Below are 21,271 nucleotides of genomic sequence, written 5' to 3' on the forward strand. Positions count from 1 at the left end.
GCTATCAGGAGGCCTCTCATGGTCGAACCGTCCCGTTTTCCGTCCGACGACGCGTCCACGCCCGTCCACGACACCCCTTCCGCGGCTGCTCCGGATCACCTCGTCGACGCCACCGTCGCCCGTGCACAGCGCTGGCTGCGCGCGAGCCGCGGCGAACGCCCCGCGGAGGTGGGCCGGCGCGAGGCGGCCGCGACCGCGAGCCTCGCTGCGCTGCTGCATGATCCGAGCGGCGTCGAGTTCACGATGGGCTTCGTCGACCGGGTCGCGCGCCCGGAGGACGACCGGGTCGCGGCGAAGGCGCTGCGCCGACTCGTCTCCCCCGCCGGCGGCGGCGCCCCCGGGTCGACGTTCATGAGCCCGCTCGACGCGGCGATGCTCCGGGTGGGCACCATCGCCGCCGGGATCGCGCCGTCGGTCGCGATGCCTGTTGCGCGGCTGCGGCTGCGTCAGCTGGTGGGGCACTTGGTGTTCGACGCCGACGGCGAGAGGCTGCAGCGTCGCCTGCGCCGGGCCCGCGAGGTGGGGGTCAGGCTCAACCTGAACCTGCTCGGCGAGGCGGTCCTCGGCCAGGGCGAGGCCGACGACCGGCTCTCGCGCACCCACGAGCTGCTCGCCGACCCGTCGGTCGACTACGTCTCGATCAAGGTCTCCTCCGTGGTGGCCCAGCTCGTCCCATGGGACCTCGAGGGCAACCGCGAGCGGATCGTCGAGCGGCTGCGGCCGCTCTACCGCACCGCCCGCGACGGTGGGAAGTTCGTGAACCTGGACATGGAGGAGTACAAGGACCTGGACCTGACACTCGAGGTGTTCACCGCGCTCCTCGGCGAGCCCGAGTTCCTTTCGCTCACCGCGGGAATCGTGCTGCAGGCCTATCTTCCCGATGCCCCGGCCGCCCTCGCGCGGCTCACCGACTTCGCCCGCCGCCGCGTCGCCATGGGCGGCGCGCCGATCAAGGTCCGGCTGGTCAAGGGCGCCAACCTCGCGATGGAGCGCGTCGACGCGGAGCTCCACGACTGGCCGCTCGCGACCTACGGCGACAAGGCCGACGTGGACGCCAACTACCTCCGGATGGTCGATACGGCGCTGCGTCCCGAGAACGCCGACGCGATCCGGATCGGCGTCGCCTCGCAGAACCTGTTCTCCGTGGCCTACGCGGTGGAACTCGCCGCTGCACGGGATGTGCAGCGCCAGTTGGACATCGAGATGCTGCAGGGAATGGCGCCGATGGAGGCGGCCGCCGTGCGCGCCGACGTGGGCTCACTCATCCTGTACACGCCCGTGGTGCACTCCGGTGACTTCGACGTCGCCGTGTCCTACCTCGTGCGCCGCCTCGAGGAGAACTCCTCCAGCGACAACTTCCTGTACTCCATGTTCAGCCCCGACGCCGGCGCGATCGACCTGGAGGAGCGGCGCTTCCGGGCGGCCGTCGCGCGGCGCGATGCGGTGCGGAACGGGCCGAACCGGGTGCAGGACCGCGGGAACGACGCGGTGGAGCGCCGCGACGGCGCCTTCGTCGGCGAGCCGGACACCGACCCGTCGACACCGGGGAACCGGGCATGGGCCCGCGCGGCCCTCGCGAGTCCGGTCAGCGTCGAAACGCCCGCGCCGGTGACGGATCCCGCGGACGTCGACGGTGCGGTGGAGCGGGCGCTGGCCGCGCAGCGGCGGTGGTCCCGCTCGCCCGCCGCCGAGCGAGCCGCGCTTCTGCACCGGGTGGCCGAGGAGCTGGCGCGGCGGCGCGGCGATCTGCTGGGCGTGATGTCCTACGAGGCGGGCAAAACCGTCTCCGAGGCCGATCCTGAACTGTCCGAGGCGATCGACTTCGCGCGGTACTACGCGCAGAGCGCGCTGGACCTCGATGCCGTCACGGCCGGCGAAGCCGTTTTCACGCCGCACCGTCTCGTCGTGGTGACACCGCCGTGGAACTTCCCCGTCGCGATCCCCCTGGGCGGCGTGCTGGCCGCGCTCGCGGCGGGCGCCGCGGTGATCCTCAAACCGGCCCCGCAGGTGCTGGGGTGCGCGACCGCGGCGATCGCCGCGCTCCACGCCGCCGGCGTTCCCGAGGACCTGGTGCAACTGGTGAACGCCGACGAGGCGGACGCCGGACGCCGCCTGGTGACCCACCCCGACGCGGATGCGGTGGTGCTGACGGGCGCCAGCGAGACGGCGGCGCTGTTCCGTGGCTGGCGACCGGACCTGGACCTGCTCGCCGAGACCTCCGGCAAGAACGCCATGATCATCACCCCCGCGGCCGACCCCGATCTCGCGGTGAACGACCTGGTGCGCAGCGCCTTCGGGCACGCGGGCCAGAAGTGTTCCGCCGCGTCGCTGGCCATCCTGGTGGGCAGCGCCGGCCGCTCGCAGCGCGTGCTGGGACAGTTGCGGGACGCCGTCCGCACCCTGGTGGTGGGCGAGGGGTACGACCTGGGCACCACCGTCGGCCCGCTGATCGAGCCCGCCACCGGCAAGCTCCTGCGCGGGCTCACGCGGCCGGGGCCCGGCGAGAGCTGGCTCGTCGAGCCGCGCAGGCTCGACGACGCGGGGCGCTTCTACTCGCCCGGCGTGCTCGACGGTGTGGTCGAGGGCAGCTGGTTCCACACCACCGAGCTGTTCGGGCCGGTCCTGGGCATCATGCGGGCCGCGACCCTCGACGATGCCCTGCGGTTGCAGAACTCCACCGGCTACGGGCTCACCGCGGGCCTGCACAGCCTGGACCCCGACGAGATCGACCACTGGCGCGAGAAGGTGGAGGCCGGGAACCTCTACATCAACCGCCACATGACCGGCGCCATCGTGCAGCGGCAGTCCTTCGGCGGCTGGAAGCGCTCGTCCATCGGCCCCGGTGCCAAGGCGGGTGGCCCCAACTACGTGGCGCAGTTCGGACGGTGGGCCGACGCCGCGCCGGCGACGGGTCCCGACGGGTCGCCGGGACTTCCCGAGGTGGCGCCCACCGTGTTCAGCGAGCGGATGATCACCGCGGCCGGGGACCTGTCCACCGCGGACGAGCAGTGGCTGCACGCCGCCGCCGCGTCCGACGAACGGGCCTGGGACGCCGAGTTCGGGGTGGAGCACGATCCCACCGGGCTGACCAGTGAGGCGAACGTGTTCCGCTACCGCCCGCTCCCCCACCTGGAGGTGCGGGTGGGGGTCGGTGCTCGCCCGCGGGACCTGGTGCGGCTCCAGCTGGCCGCCGCCCGCACCGGTACCAGGCTGGACGTGACCGTCAGCCCCGACGCGCCCGCCATGCCCTTCGCGGCGCCCGAGCACACCGCGCAGGACTACGCCGACGGCCTGGCGGGGCGCGCCGAACCCGTGCGGATCCGACTGCTCGGCGAGGCCGAGCCCGAGGTGGCGGCCGCGGCCGCCCGGCACGGTCACAGCGTGCTGCGCGGGCCGGTCCTGCTCTCCGGCCGACGGGAGATGCTCTGCGTGCTCCGCGAGCAGGCGGTGAGCACCACCAGGCACCGCTACGGCCACATCGCAGGCGGCCCGGCCGGCCTATAGGCCGGGCCCGGCGTCCCAGACGCCGGAGCTGCCGCGCCGGTGGCTGCCCACCAGATGATCGTCGACGATGCCCACCGCCTGCATCAGGGCGTACATCGTGGTGGGACCCACGAACCGGAAACCCCGGCGGCGCAGCTCCTTCGACAGCGCCACCGACTCCGGTGAGGTGGCGGCGACCTCGGCTATCGTGCGCGGCGCCGGTGTGCGCTCCGGCCGGAACGACCACACCAGCGGGACCAGGCCGCCGTCCTCGCGCAGCGCGACGGTGGCCCGCGCGTTGCCGATGGTGGCCTCGATCTTCTGCCGATTCCGGATGATCCCCGCATCGGCCATCAACCGCTCGACGTCCGTCTCGTCGAACGCCGCCACCGCGTCCGGGTCGAAGTCCGCGAAGCCGGCCCGGAACGCCGGGCGCTTGCGCAGCACCGTCGCCCAGGACAGGCCCGCCTGGAAGCCCTCGAGCGCGATGCGCTCGAACAGTCCGCGCTCGTCCCGGACGGGCATGCCCCATTCCGTGTCGTAGTACTCCCGCAGCAGACCGTCGGCCGCCCAGGCCGGGCGCGCCAATCCGTCGTCGCCGATCACAACGCCGTCCGTCGATTCCGTCATCTCGTTCCCCCCGATCGAGTGCGCCCGGCGGGCGCCGTCACCGTCGAACGTAGAGCACACCCCTGACGAGTTCCCGCCAAGCGCCGGCCAAGGCTTCGTTCAGCGGCGTGGACGAGGATGCGGTCATGTCCGATTCCGTCGATCCGCTCCGCGTCCTGCGCGCGCGGTGGTGCCTGCTCGCCGCGGCGGAGCCCGTCCTCGCCGCCGCGGGTGCCCCCCTGCCCTTCCGAGTGACGGTGAGCGCCGGCGATCGCGGCGTCGCCCGCTACGACGCGTCGTCGACCGCCGGAGCGACCCTCACCTGGTTCGGCCCCGATCGGGCGGTGCTCTCGTGCGGGGATCTCGGGTGGCGCGTCCCCGGTGCGCAGGGGCCGGAGGACCGGGTGGCCGGCGCACCGTCGTGGATGGAGCACGTGAGCGCGCTGGACCACCGGGTGGCCGCTCAGCACTACGGCTGGCTGGGCGTCTGGGACGACGGGGCCTGGGCGGCGGATGCGGCCCCCGAGCCGGGTGCGCCGCTGCCGCCCGTTCAGGGCACGGCGGCGACGGCGCTCGCCCTGGGCGCGCGCCTCGAGCAGACCGACTCGCTGTTCCACCTCGTCCGGATGTGCGAGTACGAGTGGCTCGATGCCGCGGCGTGGTGGACGATCTTCCGCAGCCTGGCGCCCGAGCGCGTCATCGACGAGTCCTGGACGCAGCTCATCGACCTCGGACTGACCCAGTGGACGGGCGGGGGTCCGGTGTTCGACGGGGTGCCCGGACGGACACCGTCGGAGGCGGAACATGCTGCGGCGGAACACGCCCGTGAGCGCGGCCTGCAGATCCCCGACGAGGTGCGGGTGGCGGCGGCCATGCGGACGCGGGACGGCTGGCAGGTGCGCTTGCTGGACTATCGCGACGCCGATAGGTCACGGCCGCTGGTGATCTCGGTGCCGGACCAGGGTTCGGCGTGGATCGAGGACGCGACCTCCGCCGGGCTCAGGAGCCCTGGAACTCGACCTGATTGATCGTGGTGTACCACTCGTTGCCGGACTCCTTGGTGAGGCCGGTGATCCACACCAGGACGTAGCGCGTGCGCGGAGCGACGGTACTGACGTGGAAGTCGTTCGCGCCCTTGCGGATGGTGCCGGACCAGACCACGGAGGTCTCGTCCAGGGTCTTCACGGAGTCCTTGGTGGCGGTGCGCACCTCGATGGTGCTGCCCTGACTGGGCGAGGTGATCGTGCCGCGGGTGAGCGAGACCGCCTTGTCGAGCGTGACGATGAAGCCGACGCCCTTCTTGAGGTTCCCGAACGCGGGGCCGACCTTGTAGGTGTCGGTCTTCCACGCCGGGGTCTTGCCCGTGAGCACGTTGCTCAGGTTCGCCGCGGAGTCCTTGGAGGAGGCGAAATCGACCAGCGAGACACCGGTGCCCTTGACCGGGGCACCGACCCCGGGTGCCGGCGCGGGCGCTGCCGCGGCGGACGAGGCGGTGGTGGACGGGTAGAGCGAGCCGACGCTCGACTGCGTGTCCTTGCCACCGGTCAGGTTGCTGATCAGCAGCGTCAGGCCGATGATGACGAGAAGCACGACCACGCACGCGGCGATCACCAGCAGCGGCACGTTCTTCTTGCCGCCGCCGATCCGGCTCAGCAGCGACTGCTTGGACTGGATCCGCTTGGCGGGTGTGGGGCGGTCCGCGAGGGAGGGCACCGCACGCGGCGGCACCTCACGGGGTGCCCCGCGCGGCGGCTCCTCGCGCACCGGCGCGAGCAGGTCGGTCTTCACGTCCACGACGGACGCCTGGTCCAGGAGCTGCTGGACGGTGGCCGCGGTGCGGATGCCCTGGCCGCCCTCGAGCGTGCGGGTGGCGACCGCCGAGATCTCGAACGGGATGTCGCCCTTGGCGTCCCGGGGCTCCACCGGACTGCCGTTCGCGTCGGCGTCGGCCTGCCGGATCCCGGCGACGGTGCCGGTGCCGGTGGTCACCGTGCGCCCGGTGGCGGCGTCGAGGGGCCAGCGCTCGAGCAGCAGCGCGTAGAGCACGGCGCCCAGCCCGCGGACATCGGACTCCTTCGAGGCATCGGCCAGCGTGCCGGGGAACGCGAGGAAGGCGTGCCCGTCCTGGGAGATGCGTACACGGTCGGGATGGTCGATGGACAGGGCCGCGCCGGCGCGGTGCGCGCCCTCGGCGGCCCCGGCGAGCGCGCGAACGGCCTTGGCCGCGCCGATCGCCGACGGATGCGTGCCGGCCACGTCGGCCAGCGAGCTGCTGGGAATCCACTCGGCCACGACGATGCCGCCCGAGCTGCCGCGCACCACGTCGAGCACCCTGGCCAGGCCGTTCGAGTGGACGCGACCCAGGCGCAGCGTGCGCGAGAGGATCGACTGGGGGCCCTCGCCGCGCAGGCTGATCTGGGCGCCGCGCTCGGGCGCCGGGGCGCGTTGCTCGGAGTCGACGAAGGTCAGGGCCACATCACGGTCGAGGTTGATGTCGCGCGCCTGCCAGAACTGCAGGCCGCGGATGCCGCCGTAGTGCTCGATCAACCGGTAGCGGCCACCCGCCACGACGGCGCCCGGGATGAGCTCCGGGCCGCGGGGGGCGTCGTCGCCCTCGTCGAGCGGGGCCGGCATGCTCGGCTGCGCGGACGGCAGCCGCATCTGACCGGTGCCCGGTGCCTCGTGCCCGGAAGTACCTGCGGAGTCGTCCTCGGTCACTGCGAATGCTCCTCTTCTGCGGTACCTGAGGCCCGTGGTCGGTTGTTCGGCGCCCGCCCGCGGGCGTCGGGGAACATGGCTTTGACCAGCATACGGGAGGCCGATGTCGTCGGCGATCCGCGGCAGCTGGGCGGTGATCTCCTCGCGACGGAGGCTCGCGTAGGCCTCGAGCTCGTCGAGTCGCATCTCCCGGGTATCGGGGGCGCGAGCGGCCTCGCGCTCCGGTTCCGACGGTGCGCTGGCCCGCAGGGCCGGGACGAACCGGCCCGCGATGCGCCGCAGGGGTGCCAGGATCGCCAGCACGTCCGGCACCCGCCACAGGGCGAGCAGCGCATAGATCAACGTCATGCAGAGTACGCCTGCAATTGCAAGGTACACGAAGGCGCCCGCCGGGCCGCTCCGGTCGATCGCCTTGAGCACGCCGAGTTGCATGACCGCGTAGATCGTGACGACCACCAGCACGGAGACCGTGGTCGTCTGGATCAACGTGCGGGTGACATTCGTCAGGCGCAGCGGTCCCAGTGTCCGGCGCAGGAGGTACCAGCCCATGATGGCGCCGGCGGTGTACGCCAGGCCGCGGGCGGTGCCGACGAACTCGACGATCCGGTGCTCGTCGTCGACGAGGACCGGCACCAGGTACGACAGCCCGATCTGCGCGGTCACGATGACGACGACGATGCCGGTCGGGATCCAGGCGCGCTCCTGGGCGTAGAAGACCCGCAGGTGGATGAGCACCATCGCGTACGGGACCAGCACGAACGCCGAGAACGAGATCGCGGTGCCCAGGAAGTTCGCGTCGTCCTGGCTGAACTGCCCGACGTTGAACAGCGCGCGCCCGATGGACGGGCCGAAGACCGTCAGGAAGGCCACGACCGGCACCAGCGCGACCATGGTGATCCGGGTGGCCACCGACAGGTCGTCGAGGACGGCGTTGCGATTGCCCTCGGCGGCGTTGCGGGACAGTCGCGGCATGACCGCGGTCAGCAGGGCGACGCCGATCACGCCGTACGGCAGCTGCAGCACCATCCACGCGTACTGGTAGATCGCGGGCCCGCCGTCGGAGGCGTGCGAAAGGATCGGCGTGACGGCGTACCAGCCGGCCAGGGAGATGAAGACATAGGCGACGATCGCGATGCCCATCGACCCGAAGTGCTTGAGCCGGTCGTCGATGCCCCAGCGCAGGCGCAGCTTGATCCCGGACCGGCGCATCGCGGGGATCTGGATCAATGCCTGCAGCACCACACCCAGGGTGCTGCCGATGCCCAGCACCAGCAGCTTCGGCTGGCCCATCGCCGTCGGATTCAGCGTGAGCTCGCCGGGCATCAGGTAGAAGAGCACCAGCGTGGCGATCTGCACCGTGTTGCAGGCCACCGGCGCCCAGGCTCCCGGCTTGAACTCGTCCCGGGTGTTGAGCATCGCGGTGAACAGGGCCGACAGTCCGAAGAACACCAGCTGCGGCAGGAACATGATCACGAGGGCCTGGGTGAGGCCCTCGTCGACCTTGGACCCACCGACCAGGAGCCCGACCAGCACGGGGGACAGCGCGAGCGACACGACCAGCGCGATACCCAGGATGGTCAGCGAGAGCGTGAACAGGCGCTCGAAGAAGGCCTGGCCCCGATCCGTGTCCTCCATCTCCGCGCGCACCAGAACGGGGATCACCAGCGCGGTCAGCACCTGGCCGAGCACCAGCTCGGAGACCTGCTGCGGCATCTGGTTGGCGATGCTGAACGCCGAGGCGACCGCCGGCCCCAGGATCGCCGCGAGCAGGATCGTGCGCAGGAAGCCGGTGACCCGCGAGGTGAGCGTCGCAACCGCGACCGAACCCGTGGAACGCAGCAGACTGGAGGTACCGCCGCCGTCGCCTTCACCGCGGGTGGCGGACTGGCTGCTCGGCGGGATGTGCCGGGGCTCGGCGCGGCTCATGTGTCCTTCGGTTCGGGATGCTCGTGCGGATGCTGATTCGACGAGGTCGGTCGATGAGCAGCGTAGCTGTTCGCGATGCGCTTCTCGTGCTCGTCCGCCGCGGGACGGTCCGCATCGGCGGGGTCCGGACGGCCGCGGAACCGGCGCCACAACCGCCGCCCGGCCAGCAGGACCAGCAGGACCCCGGCGCCGCAGGTGATCCAGAACAGCGACTTGCCGTACGCATTGGAGTGCACCGAGATGGAGATCGGGCTGCCCAGCGGCATGTCGCTGCTGGTGCGCAGCGTCATCTGCACGGAGATCTGGCGCGAGTAGTCGACGGTGGTCGGCAGCTCGATCTGCCGGGTCCCGCGGGCGGGCAGCTCCTGCACCTCCGACGCGTCGATGGTGACGCCCTCGGGCGCGGACCAGTGGATCTTCGTGCGGATCGGCAGCGGCAGGTCGTTCCGCGCGACGATCAGCAGCGGCGACTTGTCGGAGGCCAGGGTGTAGGCCCCGCCGGGACTCACGAACTGCACCGAGCTCAGCTGCGCGGCCATGGAGGCGCGCGCGGCCGTCAACCGGAGCGAGGCGTCACCGTCGACCGCCGGACGCGACGGGGCCCACCGGAGCGCGCGCACGGCGTCCTCCCGCAGCGGCGAGGTGTAGACGAGCGGGGTGAGCGGGGTCTTGGGCAGCGGCAGGAGGGCCGCGCCGAGCTGGTCGACCTGGCGCACGTGGGCGGCGGCCGCGCCGACGATCGAGTCCGGGACCCGCGACGCGGCGGTCCCGGGCGGTTGCCGCAGCTGCCACGGATCGGCGCTGCGGGCCGGGTCGCGTCCGGCGGACTGCGCGGAGGCGACCACGTCGCGGAAGGTCCGCGGCCCCGCGAGGCCGGCCTCGAACTGCGCCGAGAGGGCGTCGAGTACCGCGCGGGCGTCGGCGGGGCCCGCCGCCCAGACCTGGGGCGGCATGATCAGCGCGGACCGGCCGGTGACCCGGGCGACCGGGTCCGGGGTGGTGTTCGCGGCCCACCCGTTCGGCGGCGCGTAGCGCTGCGTCGGGTCCAGGGCCGCGGCCGCGAGGGCGCCCACCGCGGCCTGCCGCCGCATCGTCGCCGACTCCTCGCCCAGGGTGAAGGTCGACGCGGTGGGCACGGTCCCCGTCGGACCCGGAGCGACGCCGCGCTCGGCGCCGTCGGGTAGCCGGCCCATCGCCGCCAGCGCGGCCGAGACGTTCGGGTCGAAGACGGCCGCGCCGAGCCCCTGCCCCACCGCCACGATGCCCGACGGTGTTCCCGGGTTCCGGGCGGGAGCGCCCACCGCGGTCGCGGCGAGCACCGTGGCCGAGATGTCCGAGGCCCGCAACTGTCGGGCACCGTCGGACAGGAGCAGGCCGGAGGTCGGGATCGCGACGCCCCGGACCGATTGCACGCCGAGGATGGAATCGATGACGTCCGAGGGTGTGTCCAGCGCCGCGCGCTGAAGCGAGGGCTCGGCGGAGCGGGCCAGCGCCTCGAGGTCGACCTGGCCGAAGGGCAGGGCCACCACGCAGGAATCGGCCGCGACGCGCCTGAGCCGGTCGAGCCACGCGCTCGCCCGGTCGCTGCCGGTGCCGGCCGTGGTCGGTCCGCGCGGGTCCGCGGGATTGCGGGAGACGCGGTACGCGCCGGTCATGGCCTGGACGGTCACCAGCAGGTCGGGGTCGATCGCGAGGCACGCGGCGGCGCGCAGTGCGGTGTGCCGCGGGTCGGGCCCGCGGGTGGCCTCCTCGAACGCGGCGAGCAGGCCGTCGAGCCGGCCGCCGGGCGCGAGGGAGCCGGCGAGGTCGTCGTCGACGAGGCGCACCGCGGAGTCGCCGCCGCCGGGTACGCCGCCCGCGAGCTTCGGGTTGTCGGCGAGCGGCCACAGGAGCGTGACCTGCGAGGGCGAGGTCGTCACGGGCTTGTCGACGGTGCCGGCCGCGCGGGTGTCGCCGTCGGGGAGGGCGTACACGGGCAGCAGCGTCCGCGAGTCGTCGAGTCGCGCGACTCCGCCGTACGCGGGCTTACCGTTGAGATTGAGCAGGATCGGGTACACGCCGGGACGGTCGATGCCGAGTGTCGGGCCGCTGGTCGTGGTGGTGGGGCGTACCGGGATGCTCACGTTGAAGGCGGTCTTCTCCCCCGGTTTGAGCACCTTCGACACGGGTTCGAACCGGCCCAGCGTGTCGTAGACGTTGTTGTCGGCGACCAGGTCGGAGCGCAGCTGGGCCGAGGTCGACACGGCGGGCGCGCGCTGGATCCGCAGGTCGAGGTCGCTGACATCCCGGTCGCCGAAGTTGGTCACGCTGCCGCGCACCACGACCTCGTTCGGGGAGCTGTCGGTGACCCGCGAGGTGACCTCGTCGACGGTGATCCGCACGAACTGCGCGTCCGGGAGACCGGCCCCGCTGAGGGCGGGTACACCGGTCAGGGCGACCAGGAGCGTCAGCACGCACAGGAGGCGGGCCGACCGGATCACGTCTGACCGCTCCCGCCGCCGCTCCCGCCGCCGCGCCGGCCCCGCGAGCGCCGGCCGCCGCGCCGTCTGCGCGGCTTCGGCGGGTCGTTGCGGACCGCGTTGCGCTCGGCCGCCGCTTTCTCGTAGGCCGACGGTTCGCTGCGGGGCTCGGCGGCCACGCGGGCCGCGAGCTCGGACGGATCGGCCGTCAGGTCCTCGATCACGGTGCGCGCGGTGGCGACGAGCTTGCGCTCGTCGGAGTAGGTGAGCCTGGTCGCGAGCTCGGTGAGGGGCACCCATGCCACCTCCGAGACCTCGTAGTCCTCGGTCGAGAGGTCTCCGCTCTGCCAGGACAGCAGGAAGTGGTGCACCGTCTTGTGCACGCGCCTTCCCTCGACGGCGAACCAGTAGTCGATCTTGCCGATCGGCACGAGCACGGAGCCGGTCAGTCCCGTCTCCTCCGCGATCTCCCGGATCGCGGTGAGCTCGGCGGTCTCCCCCGTCTCGATGTGGCCCTTGGGCAGCGACCACAAGGTCCGGCCGCGGCGGTCCACGCGCCCGATGAGCGCGGCCCGCAGCTCCTCGTCACCGTCGAATCCCGCGACCACGAGGCCGCCGGCGGAGGTCTCGCGGACCGTGCGGACGCGCGGATCGGGCCGCCCCCGTCCCGGCCCGGGACGCTTCGCCGTGGGCGTCGGTCCGCCCTGCTTGCGGGCGGGCTTGGCCGGCCGTGCCGGGTCCGACGGTGCCGCGTCCGGCTCCGGAGCGACCTTCTGGTCGGTGACGGCCGACAGCTGCGCCCGGCCCCGCCCACGGCCACCGCGGCGTCGCCTGCGCCGGGGCCGGGAGGCCGCTCCGCCCGCGGAGTCGCCGACGGAGCCCTGGCGCTGGGGGCGCCCGGGGCTGTCGGCGGATTCGGCGGAGGTCACCCCCCGATGCTACTGGCCGGTCGGTCCCGGATACGCCACCGTCGCGTTTTCGACCGGCAGTAGACTGGCGTGTCGTGACCGAGACCCCTGAGCAGGCGCGCGCGGAGCGGCGTACTCGACTGTTGGCGGCCGCGCACATCTCACTGCGCGAACTGTCCGACGTGCTGGTGCCCCTGGGCACCCGCTTCGCCGACGCGGGTCACGAGCTCCACCTCGTGGGCGGCTCGGTGCGCGATGCCCTGCTGGGCCGCCTGACCAGCGACCTCGACTTCACCACGGACGCGCGCCCCGAGCAGGTCCAGGGCCTGTTGCGGGGCTGGGCCGACGCGATGTGGGACACCGGGATCGAGTTCGGCACCGTCAGCGCCGCCTTCCACGACCAGCAGATCGAGATCACCACGTACCGCGCGGAGGCCTACGACCGGGTCACCCGCAACCCCGTGGTCCGGTTCGGCGAGAACCTGCACGACGATCTGGTGCGGCGCGATTTCACGATCAACGCGATGGCCGTGCGCATCGGCCGCGGCGGCGCCGAGGACTTCCAGGACCCGCTGAACGGTCTGGACGACCTGCTCGCCGGTGTCATCGACACGCCGGCCACGCCGGAGGAGTCCTTCTCCGACGATCCCCTGCGCATGCTCCGCGCGGCCCGGTTCGTGTCCCAGCTGGGCTTCGCGGTGGCGCCGCGGGTGCAGGCGGCGATGACCGACATGGCGGCGGAGATCGACCGGATCACCGCCGAGCGGGTCCGGGCCGAACTGGACAAGCTGATCCTGGGCGAGCACCCCGTCGACGGCATCGTGCTGCTGGTGGACACCGGGCTCGCGCAGCGCGTGATCCCCGAGATACCCGGCATGAAGCTGGCGATCGACGAGCACCACCAGCACAAGGACGTCTTCTGGCACTCGATGACCGTGTTGCAGCAGGCGATCGATCTCGAGGAGTCGGACCCGGACCTGATCCTGCGCTGGGCCGCGCTGCTGCACGACATCGGCAAGCCCGGCACCCGCCGCCATGAGCCGAACGGCGGCGTCTCGTTCCACCACCACGAGGTGGTCGGGGCCAAGATGGTGCGCAAGCGGATGCGCGCACTGGCCTACCCGAAGGCCGTCACCGAGGATGTCGCGCAGCTGGTGTTCCTGCACCTGCGGTTCCACGGCTACGGCGACGGGCAGTGGACGGATTCGGCCGTGCGGCGCTATGTCACCGACGCCGGCCTGCTGCTCCCCCGCCTGCACAAGTTGGTCCGCGCCGACTGCACCACCCGCAACAAGCGGCGCGCCGCGCGGCTGCAGGCCACCTACGACGGGCTGGAGCGTCGGATCGAGGACCTCGCCGCGCGAGAGGACCTCGCGCGGGTGCGCCCGGATCTCGACGGCAACGCGATCATGGAGCTGCTCGGCCTGCCGCCCGGCCCGGAGGTCGGTGCGGCGTGGAAGTTCCTCAAGGAGCTGCGCCTCGACCGCGGTCCGCTCGACCGCGACGAGGCCGAGGCCGAGCTGACGAAGTGGTGGGCGGAGCGGCAGGGCTCCTAGCGGGGCTCGGTGTACGGCGTGCGCGGTCCCGCGATGGCGGCGATCCGCGTGTCGAGTTGGCTCGGGAGCTTGCCGAGGGCGGTCCAGCCGCGGGAGTCGGGATTGTCGACGGTGGCCTTGAGCACCGTGCCGTCCGACGCGCGCACCGTGGCGGCGACGATCCAGCCGTCGTAGATCACGGCCTTGCGGTCGTAGTTCGGACGGTTGCGGAGCACCTTCTCGGTGATCGCGCGCAGGTCGGCGACGTCCGCGGGCGTGCCGTGCAGTTCGACGAGGCCGCCCTTCGCGGACACGGCCTTGGTGATGATGCGCCCATCGGCGTACACGGTGGTGCGCGGCGGGGTGTCCGAGGTCAGGAAGACGGTGGTCCGGACGTCGACGACCACCGTGTTCGGCGGCTGCGGTGCGGGCGTGGGGGCGGCCGTGGCGATGCCCGGCGCCGCGGCGAGTGTCGCGGCGAGAAGGGTGACCGCCGAGGCGGTTCGGAGGGGATTGCGCATGGCGTCAGCGTATCCGCGATCCACAGGAAACGAAAGACTCGATCACTGTTGTCGTAGATCGGTCGCACCGTCGACGGTGCCGTCGCCGTCGGTGTCGAACAGCAGGACGTCCGGCGCACCGTCGGCGTCCGTGTCGACCACGGCCTGCCGCGGCGGTTGCCCGGGCTCGGCGGGGACCGGGGTGACGGGCGCAGTCGCCTCCTGCTCCCCGACGCGTCCCACGCCCGGGATCGGGCAGGTCGACGGTGTCCGTGGCGTCGGCCCGACGGTGTCGCCGGCGCGCGAGGACGAGGGCGGCGCGGCCGCCGCGGGTGTCGCGGGTGCTTCGGCGGGAGCGGGCTGCGACCACGTGCCGGACCCGTCGTCCCGGTAGCGGGTCTCGCGGACGCCGTCGTCGTCGAGATCGAGTGCGGCGACATCGGCCCGGCCGTCCCCGTCGAGGTCGAGCATCGCGTCGTCGACGCGGCCGTCTCCGTCGAAATCGAGCAGCACCGCGCCGTGCACCCCCGGCGAGGTCCAGCGGGTCACGTGCCCGTCACCGTCGCCGAACCAGTACTCGATGGAAACGTCCCCCATATCAATTGGACGCGCGAGCGGCCTCCGCGGTTCCCGGCGGCGTGGTCTCGGTGCGGCGGTAGAGCAGAACCACCGCGACCACGGCCACGGCGTAGAGGACCGCACCGGCGGCGGCGAGCGGGCGGGAGGCACCGTCGAACGGGACGACGGCGGCGGCGAACGCGACCGCGCCCACGAAGGTCACGTTGAAGAGGGCGTCCTGGAAGGCGAAGACCTGCCCGCGGCGTTCGTCGGGCACGTCGAGCTGCATGGCCGCGTCGCCGGAGAGCTTGATCACCTGACCCGCGAGCCCGAGCACCGCGGCGGCGAGCACCAGTACGGCGAAGTTCAGTGACAGGACGGTCAGCTGGGTGAGGCACGCGGTCACCAACGCCCCGACGACGGTGTTCCGGCGGCCGCACCTGGCCACCGAGAAGGGGGTCAGCACCGCCGCGACGAACATGCCCACGGCGGTCGCGCCCGCGACGGACCCGAAGCCGGCGAGTCCGAGCGTGCCGTCGGCGAAGCGGTGCCGGGTCAGCAGGAGCAGCATCAGGGTGTTGAAACCGAACACCACGCGGTGCACGCCGATGCCGCTGAGGGCGGCCGTCACCGCCGGTGCCTCCCATGCCGCACGGGCGCCGTGCGCGAGGCCCGCGGCCACGTCCCGCAGGGCGGTCGGCGATCGGTCGGCGGCGGGGATGTCGTGGTCGGGCCCGAGGACGCCGCGCGGGAACCGGGTGGACAGGAGTGCCCCGAGCACGGCGACCAGCGCCGCGCAGGCGAGGACCCCGCCGCTGCCGGCGTCGTCGGACCCGAACAGTGCGCGCAGCCCGACCGCCGTGCTCGCGCCGAGCGCGGTGGCGCCCGCGCCCAGGGTGGTGGTCACGGAGTTCATGGCGACCAGCTGCGGTCGGTCGACCACGTGCGGCAGGGCCGCGGAGAGTCCGGACGCGACGAACCGGCCGGCGCCGCCCACGGCGAGCGCGACGATGAAGATCGCGGTCTCGCCCGCTCCGGACGCGAGCACGGCCGCGCACGCGACGATGAGAAGCGCACGGACCAGATTGGCGACGATGAACACGCGCCGCCGGTCCCAGCGATCGAGGAGTGCGCCCGCGAAGGGTCCGATCGCGGAGTACGGCAGCAGCAGGACGGCGAGGCCGGCGGCGATGTCGGCGGGCGAGGCGCTGCGTTGCGGATTGAAGACGATCGCCGTGCCCAGCCCGGCCTGGAACAGGCCCTCGGCGTACTGGCTGAGGAGCCGGACTCCGAGGAGTCGCAGCAGGTCGGGTAGGTCGCGGAAGGTCCGCCACGCGGGTTTCGGCGCGGCCGCTGGGGCATCCGGGCCGCTGGTGGTCACGGTCTACAGCCTATCGAGGTGGAGCCTTCCCCGTCGGCGGACCCCGACGCTGGTCCGCGTGCCATGATGGGGGTGTGGGTCCCGATCGTTCGAATGAATCCGCACCCGAAGACGCGTCCTCCGGTGAGCCGACGGGCGCGGGATTCGACGTGTCGTCCGGCACGCTCCTGGTGGCCTCCGCGGAGCTCGTCGAGCCCACCTTCTCGCGCACCGTGGTGTACCTCATCGAGTACAACGAGTCGGGCAGCCTGGGCGTGGTCCTCAACCGCCCGAGCGAGTCCGCGGTGCACGGCGTCCTCCCCCAGTGGCACGACCTCGCGGCCAAGCCGAAGGCCGTCTTCGTCGGTGGCCCGGTCAATCAGTCGGCGGCCCTGTGCCTGGGCGTGGTGAAGGCGGGCGTCGATGTCAGCGGCATCCGGGGACTGCAGCCGGTGTCCGGCCGCGTCGTGCTGGTGGACCTGGACTCGGACGTCGAGATGATGGACGAGCTGCTCGACGGTGTGCGCGTGTTCGCCGGCTACAGCGGCTGGGGCATGGGCCAGCTCGACGACGAGCTCGATCGCGGCGACTGGATCCCCTGCGCGTCGCTGCACACCGATGTGCTGGCACCGGGACGGGTGGACCTGTGGGGCAGGGTCCTGCGCCGCCAGGGCTTCCCCACCTCCCTGCTGGCGACGCATCCGGTGGACGTCTCGGTCAACTGACCATCGAATTAGGGTAGTCTTACCTTCCTCAGACGAGGAGGGTTCATGAAGCGGATCAATGTGCGGCTCGTCGCCGCGGTCGCGGTGGTCGGGTTCGTCACGACGGCGTGCGGCGGTTCGGGCTCCGACGGTGCTGCCGCATCCAGCACGGTGACGATCTCGCAGGTTCACGGCGTGACCGAGTTCCCGGTGGGAGCCACCCGGATCGTCGCCACCGGGTACTCCATCGACAATCTGCTGGCCATCGGGGTCAAGCCGGTCGCGGTCGTCGAGACCGGACTGCCGCTTCCGGCCCCGTGGCAGGGCAAGCAGCTCGACGGGATTCCCATCATCAAGTCGCCGGACAAGAAGTCGATCCCGGTCGAAGAGGTGGCCAAGTACCGTCCGGACCTCTTCGCCGGCGACAACTACGTCGTCGACCAGCCCACCTTTGCGCGAGTGTCTTCGGTGACCAAGGTGCTCGGCGGCATCGAGGAGAACGGGTCCAGCGCCGCGTGGGACGTGCAACTCAAGGCCCTCGGCCGGATTCTCGGCAAGCAGGACGAGGTCGCGCGGGTGCTGGCGGACGACAAGGCGCGGTTCGCGAAGGTCCGCGAACAGCACCCGGGATTGGCGGGCAAGTCGGCCGTCCTGGCCCAGTACCTCGCGGTGTCCAGCACGTTCAACTTCGTCTCGTCGAGCACGGACCCCACCAACACCATGTTCGCCGAGCTGGGCATGACATTGCCGAAGGCGATCAAGGACGACCCGATGTTCGCCAGCGGTGCGGGCGCACAGGGCGGCCGCACCCCGGTCTCGCTGGAGCTGCTGCCCCGTATCGCGGCGAACCTCATGGTCATCTACCCGGCGGGAGCCACCGCGGCGGATCTCGAGCGGCTCCCCGGCTACGCGGGCCTGCCGCAGGTGCGGGCGGGCGCGACGAAGGTGGTGGACCTGTCCACGGTGATCGCGCTGAACCAACCCACCCCACTGAGCCGGGAGTGGATCCTGCCCCAGCTCGAGCCGCTGTTCGTGAACGCGGCGCAGCAGCAGGGAGTCGCGTGATGCGGCGTCTCGCGGTTGTCGTGTCGGTTCTCGCCCTCCTTGCGGGCTGTGGTGGCAACGATGCCGAGCGGGCGGCACCGTCGGCCGCAACGGTCTCGATCACTCAGGCCAACGGGACCGTCGAGTACCCGGTCGGCGCGAAACGGATCGTGGCGCAGGGCTACTCGATCGACAATGTGCTCGCGCTGGGGATCAAACCGGTTGCGATCGTCCAACTGACCCAGCCGCTGCCCGCTGCGTGGCAGCGGGAGTTGCTCAAGGACGTTCCGGTGATCGCGGCGTCAGGCGCGTCGACCCTGCCCGCGGAGGAGATCGCGAAGTACAAGCCGGACCTGTTCGTGGGCGACCATCGCGTGGTGAGGGGCCAGAACTTCACCGCGCTGAGCGGCGTGACCAAGGTGCTGGGCGGCATCGCCGCGACGGGCAAGGAGTCGGGTTGGGACGCCCAGCTCCTCGCCCTGGGCCGGATCCTCGGCAAGGACGACGAGGCGAGGCGCGTGGTCGCCGCCGATCGCAATGCCGTCGCGGAGTTCGCGAGCCGATACCCGGGACTGAAGGGGAAGACGGGCTTCGTCGCCCAGTACGCCGCTGCGGCATCGAGCTTCAACGTGATCGCCGGCCCTGAGGACCCGACGAACCTCTTCTTCGCGGAGCTCGGCCTGACGGTGCCGAAGGCGATCCGCGAGGAGCCGCGCTTCGTCAACCCCGCGACGCGCGGGATGGTCTCGCTGGAGCTCCTCCCCCGCGTCGGCGCGAACTTCATGGCGATCTATCCGAACGGGGCGACGGGCGAGGATCTGCTGCGGCTGCCCGGTTACTCGGCGTTGCCGCAGGTGCAGCGGGGTACCGCGGTGGTGGCCGACCTCGACCTCACCTACTCCGTCTACCAGCCCACATCGCTGAGCCGCTCCTGGTTCCTGCGGACCATGGAGCCGACGCTCGCGAAGGTCGCGGAGCAGCCAGTCGTGGAGTAGCGGCCATGCGCACTGCACGAGGAAATGTCGGCGCCTACCGCTACCATTTCGATCGACATGCTTCCTCTCAAATCAACGGCTGGTGAATCCCTTGAGTGACGATCAAGACACGGTTGTCCCGCTCTACACGCTCGCGACGGACGACGTTGGGCCGCTGCCCGTGTCGGCCGACGTGGACGGGATCACGCCGGAACGGTTGCGAGAGCTTCGCAGTGCGCTCGCCGTCCTTGCAGATGCTCCCATCGCTACCCTTGAGGTGCACCACGCGCCGGAGGGGGTGGATAGGTCACGCGGGATCCCGCTGGACGTGGCCAGCCCGCTCGCGCAGCAACTAGCCCTGCTGGTGGCTGGCGCTTCCCGCGTCGCGAAAGGCGGTTCCGGCGAGGTGCTCTACAGGATGGTCGTGCCGGCGAAGGTTGCGGGAAGGCTCGGGGCCGGGGTGGTTCCGATGGCATCCAAGTCGGTGGCCGGAGGCATCCATAGCGCGATGGTCGGGAAATCAGGCATCGCCGCCCATGCGTCCTTCGTGCCGGTCGCGGGGAAGACGGGCCTGGCAGGCGGAGTCGCCGGGGCTGCGGGTGCGGGCGCTGCGATGACGATTGCGGCACCCCTGGTCCTGATGGCGGTGGCAGCCGGTTTGAGCGCGCACGCCGAGCAGCAGCGTCGGGAGCAGATGGAGAAGATCGCTGCGCTCCTTGAGAAGGCGGACCGAGCCAGGTTGGAGAGTGAGCGCAATCAGCTCGACGGCTGCCGCAGCGCGATCGATAAGGCCACGGCAGTTCTGCTGGACGAGGGGCGTATCGGTGCATCGCTCGGCTTGGACTCGGCGGCGCACGCAATCGACACGGCCGTGGCGACCGCGGACCGGAGGCTTGGCACCTGGGAGAAGGCGCTGGCGGATCTGCCGGAAGGCAAGGTCGAACTAGGGCAGCTCCGCAACCTGCTTCCGGGTGTCGATGACGAAGCCGGAGAGTTTCAGATCCAGCTTGAGCTGGCGGGCCTCGCTCTGGCTCTCAAGCGCCGCGTGATTCTCCTTCAGGCGGTCGAGCACGCGCAGTTGGAAGAGGGGAACCTCTTCGAGAACTTCACCAGGACACTGCGGCTAGACCAAAAGAATGTGGAGCGAGTGGAGTCCGGTCTGTACCGCGTTCTGAGTACCCTCTCCCAGGTTCGACTCGACCGTTCCCACGGGATCCGAGATATCGTCTTCCGCGCGGGACAGGTCGATGAGCTCCTCGAGGCGGGCGAGCGATTGCGGGCGCTCGGCAACCGGGTGGCTGACCCGGCGGGTGCCCATCGCGATGTGGCGATCGATATCGTCGGAGCAACGGATGGATCGGTCGTGGTTTTGCCGGCCGTCGCGTCGTGACCGAATTCGCAGTAGCTCAATCCAGGCCGAAGTGGCTGGAGGCCTCGGCGATGGTGTACTCGTTTCGCAGTTTGCAGGCGGAATTCTGGTTCGCGAAGAAGCCGGGCTTCCACACAGCCTCGGCGCGTGGCACTGCTCGAGTCCATCGCACAGGAACTACCCATTCCCTCCGATCCTGTGAGTCGTCAGTCGTCGGGTAGACGTAGTTGCCCCGCAGCGGAAGCGATGACAGTGGCATCGACTTTCCTTCCTGGGTGACCGTTGCTTCTTCGAACGGAACGGCCGCGGCGAGTACTTCGCCGACGCCGACGTACCCCGACTTAGGGATGTGGGTGAACACTCGGGCGCCAACGGGTAGTTGCCGCAGAGTGCGGGAGAACCATTCGCCCCCACCTGCCGAGACGAATCCGAACGTACGGGCGTCGTCCCAGCTGCGTCCGCCGGACTCCTCCCCGTAGCTCACGTACCAGTCGTGACCGTTCCACACTGCCTGTTTCTTCGCCGCCGACGCCGCACCGCTGCGCGTTGCGGTGAGGCCAGCATCGTCGATCAGCCAGGTACGGGCGAGGTACTCGCGGTCTCCATCGGCGAAGTAGTCGAGCAGAAGCACGTTGATAGGCACCTGATAGCCGCCGGAAAGATAACCAACGAGTCTTTCAGTGGCACCGTCCATATCGCTCGCGACCACGATCAGCTGGTGCCGAGAGTTCAGGTCGTCGGGCGCACCGTCGCCGAAGACCTCCGCGAACGCCTCGTCGAAGGAGGCGGCGCCGCCGGTGCGCCGCCGGTAGTCGTCGAATATCGCGCGGACCTCGGGATTCTCCAGATCCTGGACCCAGGAGGCGTAGTCGAGGATCTGCGCGACGACGTCGCGGGGAGTGCGGTCTCGCTTGAGCTCGATGACAACCACGTCACCTTCGGCATTGACGCCGAGGAGGTCGATGAACTTCCCGTAACTCGTGGGGACCTGGCGTCCGATCAACAGGATGGGTTGGCCGAGCACGTCGGTCTGCGTCTCGATGATGTCCTCGAGACGCGATTCGAGGGCCAACTTCGTCGGTTGCACGCGGCGCGGCTCGCCGTCGATCCGCCACATCGCGATC

General features: G+C 71.4%; 15 protein-coding genes. 7 read left to right on the plus strand and 8 right to left on the minus strand.

All coding sequences use genetic code 11. From position 1 onward, the window contains the following. The first annotated feature begins 18 nt into the window (after nt 1–18). Nucleotides 19–3,504 carry a proline dehydrogenase family protein gene (locus HF999_RS04240; RefSeq protein ID WP_168544667.1) on the plus strand — a complete coding sequence of 1,162 codons (3,486 nt, stop codon included), beginning with the start codon at nt 19–21 and terminating at the stop codon, nt 3,502–3,504. Here the strand turns inward: HF999_RS04240 and HF999_RS04245 are convergent. Next, nucleotides 3,499–4,113 carry a DNA-3-methyladenine glycosylase I gene (locus tag HF999_RS04245; RefSeq protein ID WP_168544668.1) on the minus strand — a complete coding sequence of 205 codons (615 nt, stop codon included), beginning with the start codon at nt 4,111–4,113 and terminating at the stop codon, nt 3,499–3,501. The genes HF999_RS04240 and HF999_RS04245 overlap by 6 nt on opposite strands. Before the next feature lie 125 nt (nt 4,114–4,238). Between HF999_RS04245 and HF999_RS04250 the strand changes: the two genes are divergently transcribed. Beyond that, nucleotides 4,239–5,120, plus strand: a complete 882-nt coding sequence (locus tag HF999_RS04250; protein ID WP_168544669.1) for a hypothetical protein — start codon at nt 4,239–4,241, stop codon at nt 5,118–5,120. Here the strand turns inward: HF999_RS04250 and HF999_RS04255 are convergent. From HF999_RS04255 to HF999_RS04265, 3 genes are read right to left on the minus strand one after another with little or no spacing between them, the layout of a single operon-like run. Further along, a complete protein-coding gene (locus HF999_RS04255) occupies nt 5,092–8,736 on the minus strand; it encodes a murein biosynthesis integral membrane protein MurJ (RefSeq protein WP_168544670.1) in 3,645 nt (1,214 codons plus the stop codon). The two genes, HF999_RS04250 and HF999_RS04255, sit on opposite strands and share 29 nt — an antisense overlap. Continuing rightward, nucleotides 8,733–11,216, minus strand: coding sequence for a glycoprotein (locus HF999_RS04260; RefSeq protein ID WP_168544671.1), 2,484 nt, complete (start codon nt 11,214–11,216; stop codon nt 8,733–8,735). Before HF999_RS04260 ends, HF999_RS04255 begins: the two co-directional genes overlap by 4 nt. Further along, complete coding sequence (locus tag HF999_RS04265; RefSeq protein WP_168544672.1) at nt 11,213–12,124, minus strand: NUDIX hydrolase; 912 nt, start codon at nt 12,122–12,124, stop codon at nt 11,213–11,215. Before HF999_RS04265 ends, HF999_RS04260 begins: the two co-directional genes overlap by 4 nt. A 74-nt stretch (nt 12,125–12,198) precedes the next feature. On the opposite strand from HF999_RS04265, the gene HF999_RS04270 reads away from it, so the two are divergent. Further along, nucleotides 12,199–13,659: a CCA tRNA nucleotidyltransferase gene (locus HF999_RS04270; protein ID WP_168544673.1), complete on the plus strand. Its 1,461-nt coding sequence runs from the start codon at nt 12,199–12,201 to the stop codon at nt 13,657–13,659. Here the strand turns inward: HF999_RS04270 and HF999_RS04275 are convergent. From HF999_RS04275 to HF999_RS04285, 3 genes are read right to left on the minus strand one after another with little or no spacing between them, the layout of a single operon-like run. After that, complete coding sequence (locus HF999_RS04275) at nt 13,656–14,159, minus strand: hypothetical protein (RefSeq protein ID WP_168544674.1); 504 nt, start codon at nt 14,157–14,159, stop codon at nt 13,656–13,658. The two genes, HF999_RS04270 and HF999_RS04275, sit on opposite strands and share 4 nt — an antisense overlap. A 42-nt stretch (nt 14,160–14,201) precedes the next feature. After that, a complete protein-coding gene (locus tag HF999_RS04280) occupies nt 14,202–14,735 on the minus strand; it encodes a hypothetical protein (RefSeq protein ID WP_168544675.1) in 534 nt (177 codons plus the stop codon). 1 nt (nt 14,736) lies between these two features. Next, nucleotides 14,737–16,077: an MFS transporter gene (locus tag HF999_RS04285; RefSeq protein ID WP_168544676.1), complete on the minus strand. Its 1,341-nt coding sequence runs from the start codon at nt 16,075–16,077 to the stop codon at nt 14,737–14,739. A 74-nt stretch (nt 16,078–16,151) separates the two neighbouring features. On the opposite strand from HF999_RS04285, the gene HF999_RS04290 reads away from it, so the two are divergent. From HF999_RS04290 to HF999_RS04305, 4 genes are all read left to right on the plus strand, one after another. Next, nucleotides 16,152–16,781, plus strand: a complete 630-nt coding sequence (locus HF999_RS04290; RefSeq protein WP_312854011.1) for a YqgE/AlgH family protein — start codon at nt 16,152–16,154, stop codon at nt 16,779–16,781. Between the two features lie 45 nt (nt 16,782–16,826). Continuing rightward, nucleotides 16,827–17,825 (plus strand): ABC transporter substrate-binding protein, encoded by a 999-nt coding sequence (locus tag HF999_RS04295; protein WP_168544677.1) that lies wholly within the window; start codon nt 16,827–16,829, stop codon nt 17,823–17,825. Beyond that, on the plus strand, nt 17,825–18,799 hold the full coding sequence (locus tag HF999_RS04300) for an ABC transporter substrate-binding protein (protein WP_168544678.1): 975 nt from the start codon (nt 17,825–17,827) through the stop codon (nt 18,797–18,799). Before HF999_RS04295 ends, HF999_RS04300 begins: the two co-directional genes overlap by 1 nt. Before the next feature lie 91 nt (nt 18,800–18,890). Then, the gene (locus HF999_RS04305; protein ID WP_168544679.1) at nt 18,891–20,168 is read left to right on the plus strand and encodes a hypothetical protein; all 1,278 of its coding nucleotides are present in this window, start codon (nt 18,891–18,893) and stop codon (nt 20,166–20,168) included. A gap of 16 nt (nt 20,169–20,184) precedes the next feature. Here HF999_RS04305 and HF999_RS04310 read toward each other — a convergent pair whose 3' ends face one another. Further along, nucleotides 20,185–21,264 (minus strand): endonuclease NucS domain-containing protein, encoded by a 1,080-nt coding sequence (locus tag HF999_RS04310; protein WP_168544680.1) that lies wholly within the window; start codon nt 21,262–21,264, stop codon nt 20,185–20,187. Nucleotides 21,265–21,271: the final 7 nt, after the last annotated feature.

The organism is Tsukamurella spumae, assembly GCF_012396015.1.
In the GTDB taxonomy this organism is placed as follows: domain Bacteria; phylum Actinomycetota; class Actinomycetes; order Mycobacteriales; family Mycobacteriaceae; genus Tsukamurella; species Tsukamurella spumae.

Coding starts and splice junctions, on each gene's coding strand:
- HF999_RS04240 (WP_168544667.1), top strand. CDS start 19: ATGGTCGAACCGTCCCGTTTTCCGTCCGACGACGCGTCCACGCCCGTC.
- HF999_RS04245 (WP_168544668.1), bottom strand. CDS start 4,113: ATGACGGAATCGACGGACGGCGTTGTGATCGGCGACGACGGATTGGCG.
- HF999_RS04250 (WP_168544669.1), top strand. CDS start 4,239: ATGTCCGATTCCGTCGATCCGCTCCGCGTCCTGCGCGCGCGGTGGTGC.
- HF999_RS04255 (WP_168544670.1), bottom strand. CDS start 8,736: ATGAGCCGCGCCGAGCCCCGGCACATCCCGCCGAGCAGCCAGTCCGCC.
- HF999_RS04275 (WP_168544674.1), bottom strand. CDS start 14,159: ATGCGCAATCCCCTCCGAACCGCCTCGGCGGTCACCCTTCTCGCCGCG.
- HF999_RS04280 (WP_168544675.1), bottom strand. CDS start 14,735: ATGGGGGACGTTTCCATCGAGTACTGGTTCGGCGACGGTGACGGGCAC.
- HF999_RS04295 (WP_168544677.1), top strand. CDS start 16,827: ATGAAGCGGATCAATGTGCGGCTCGTCGCCGCGGTCGCGGTGGTCGGG.
- HF999_RS04300 (WP_168544678.1), top strand. CDS start 17,825: ATGCGGCGTCTCGCGGTTGTCGTGTCGGTTCTCGCCCTCCTTGCGGGC.
- HF999_RS04310 (WP_168544680.1), bottom strand. CDS start 21,264: ATGTGGCGGATCGACGGCGAGCCGCGCCGCGTGCAACCGACGAAGTTG.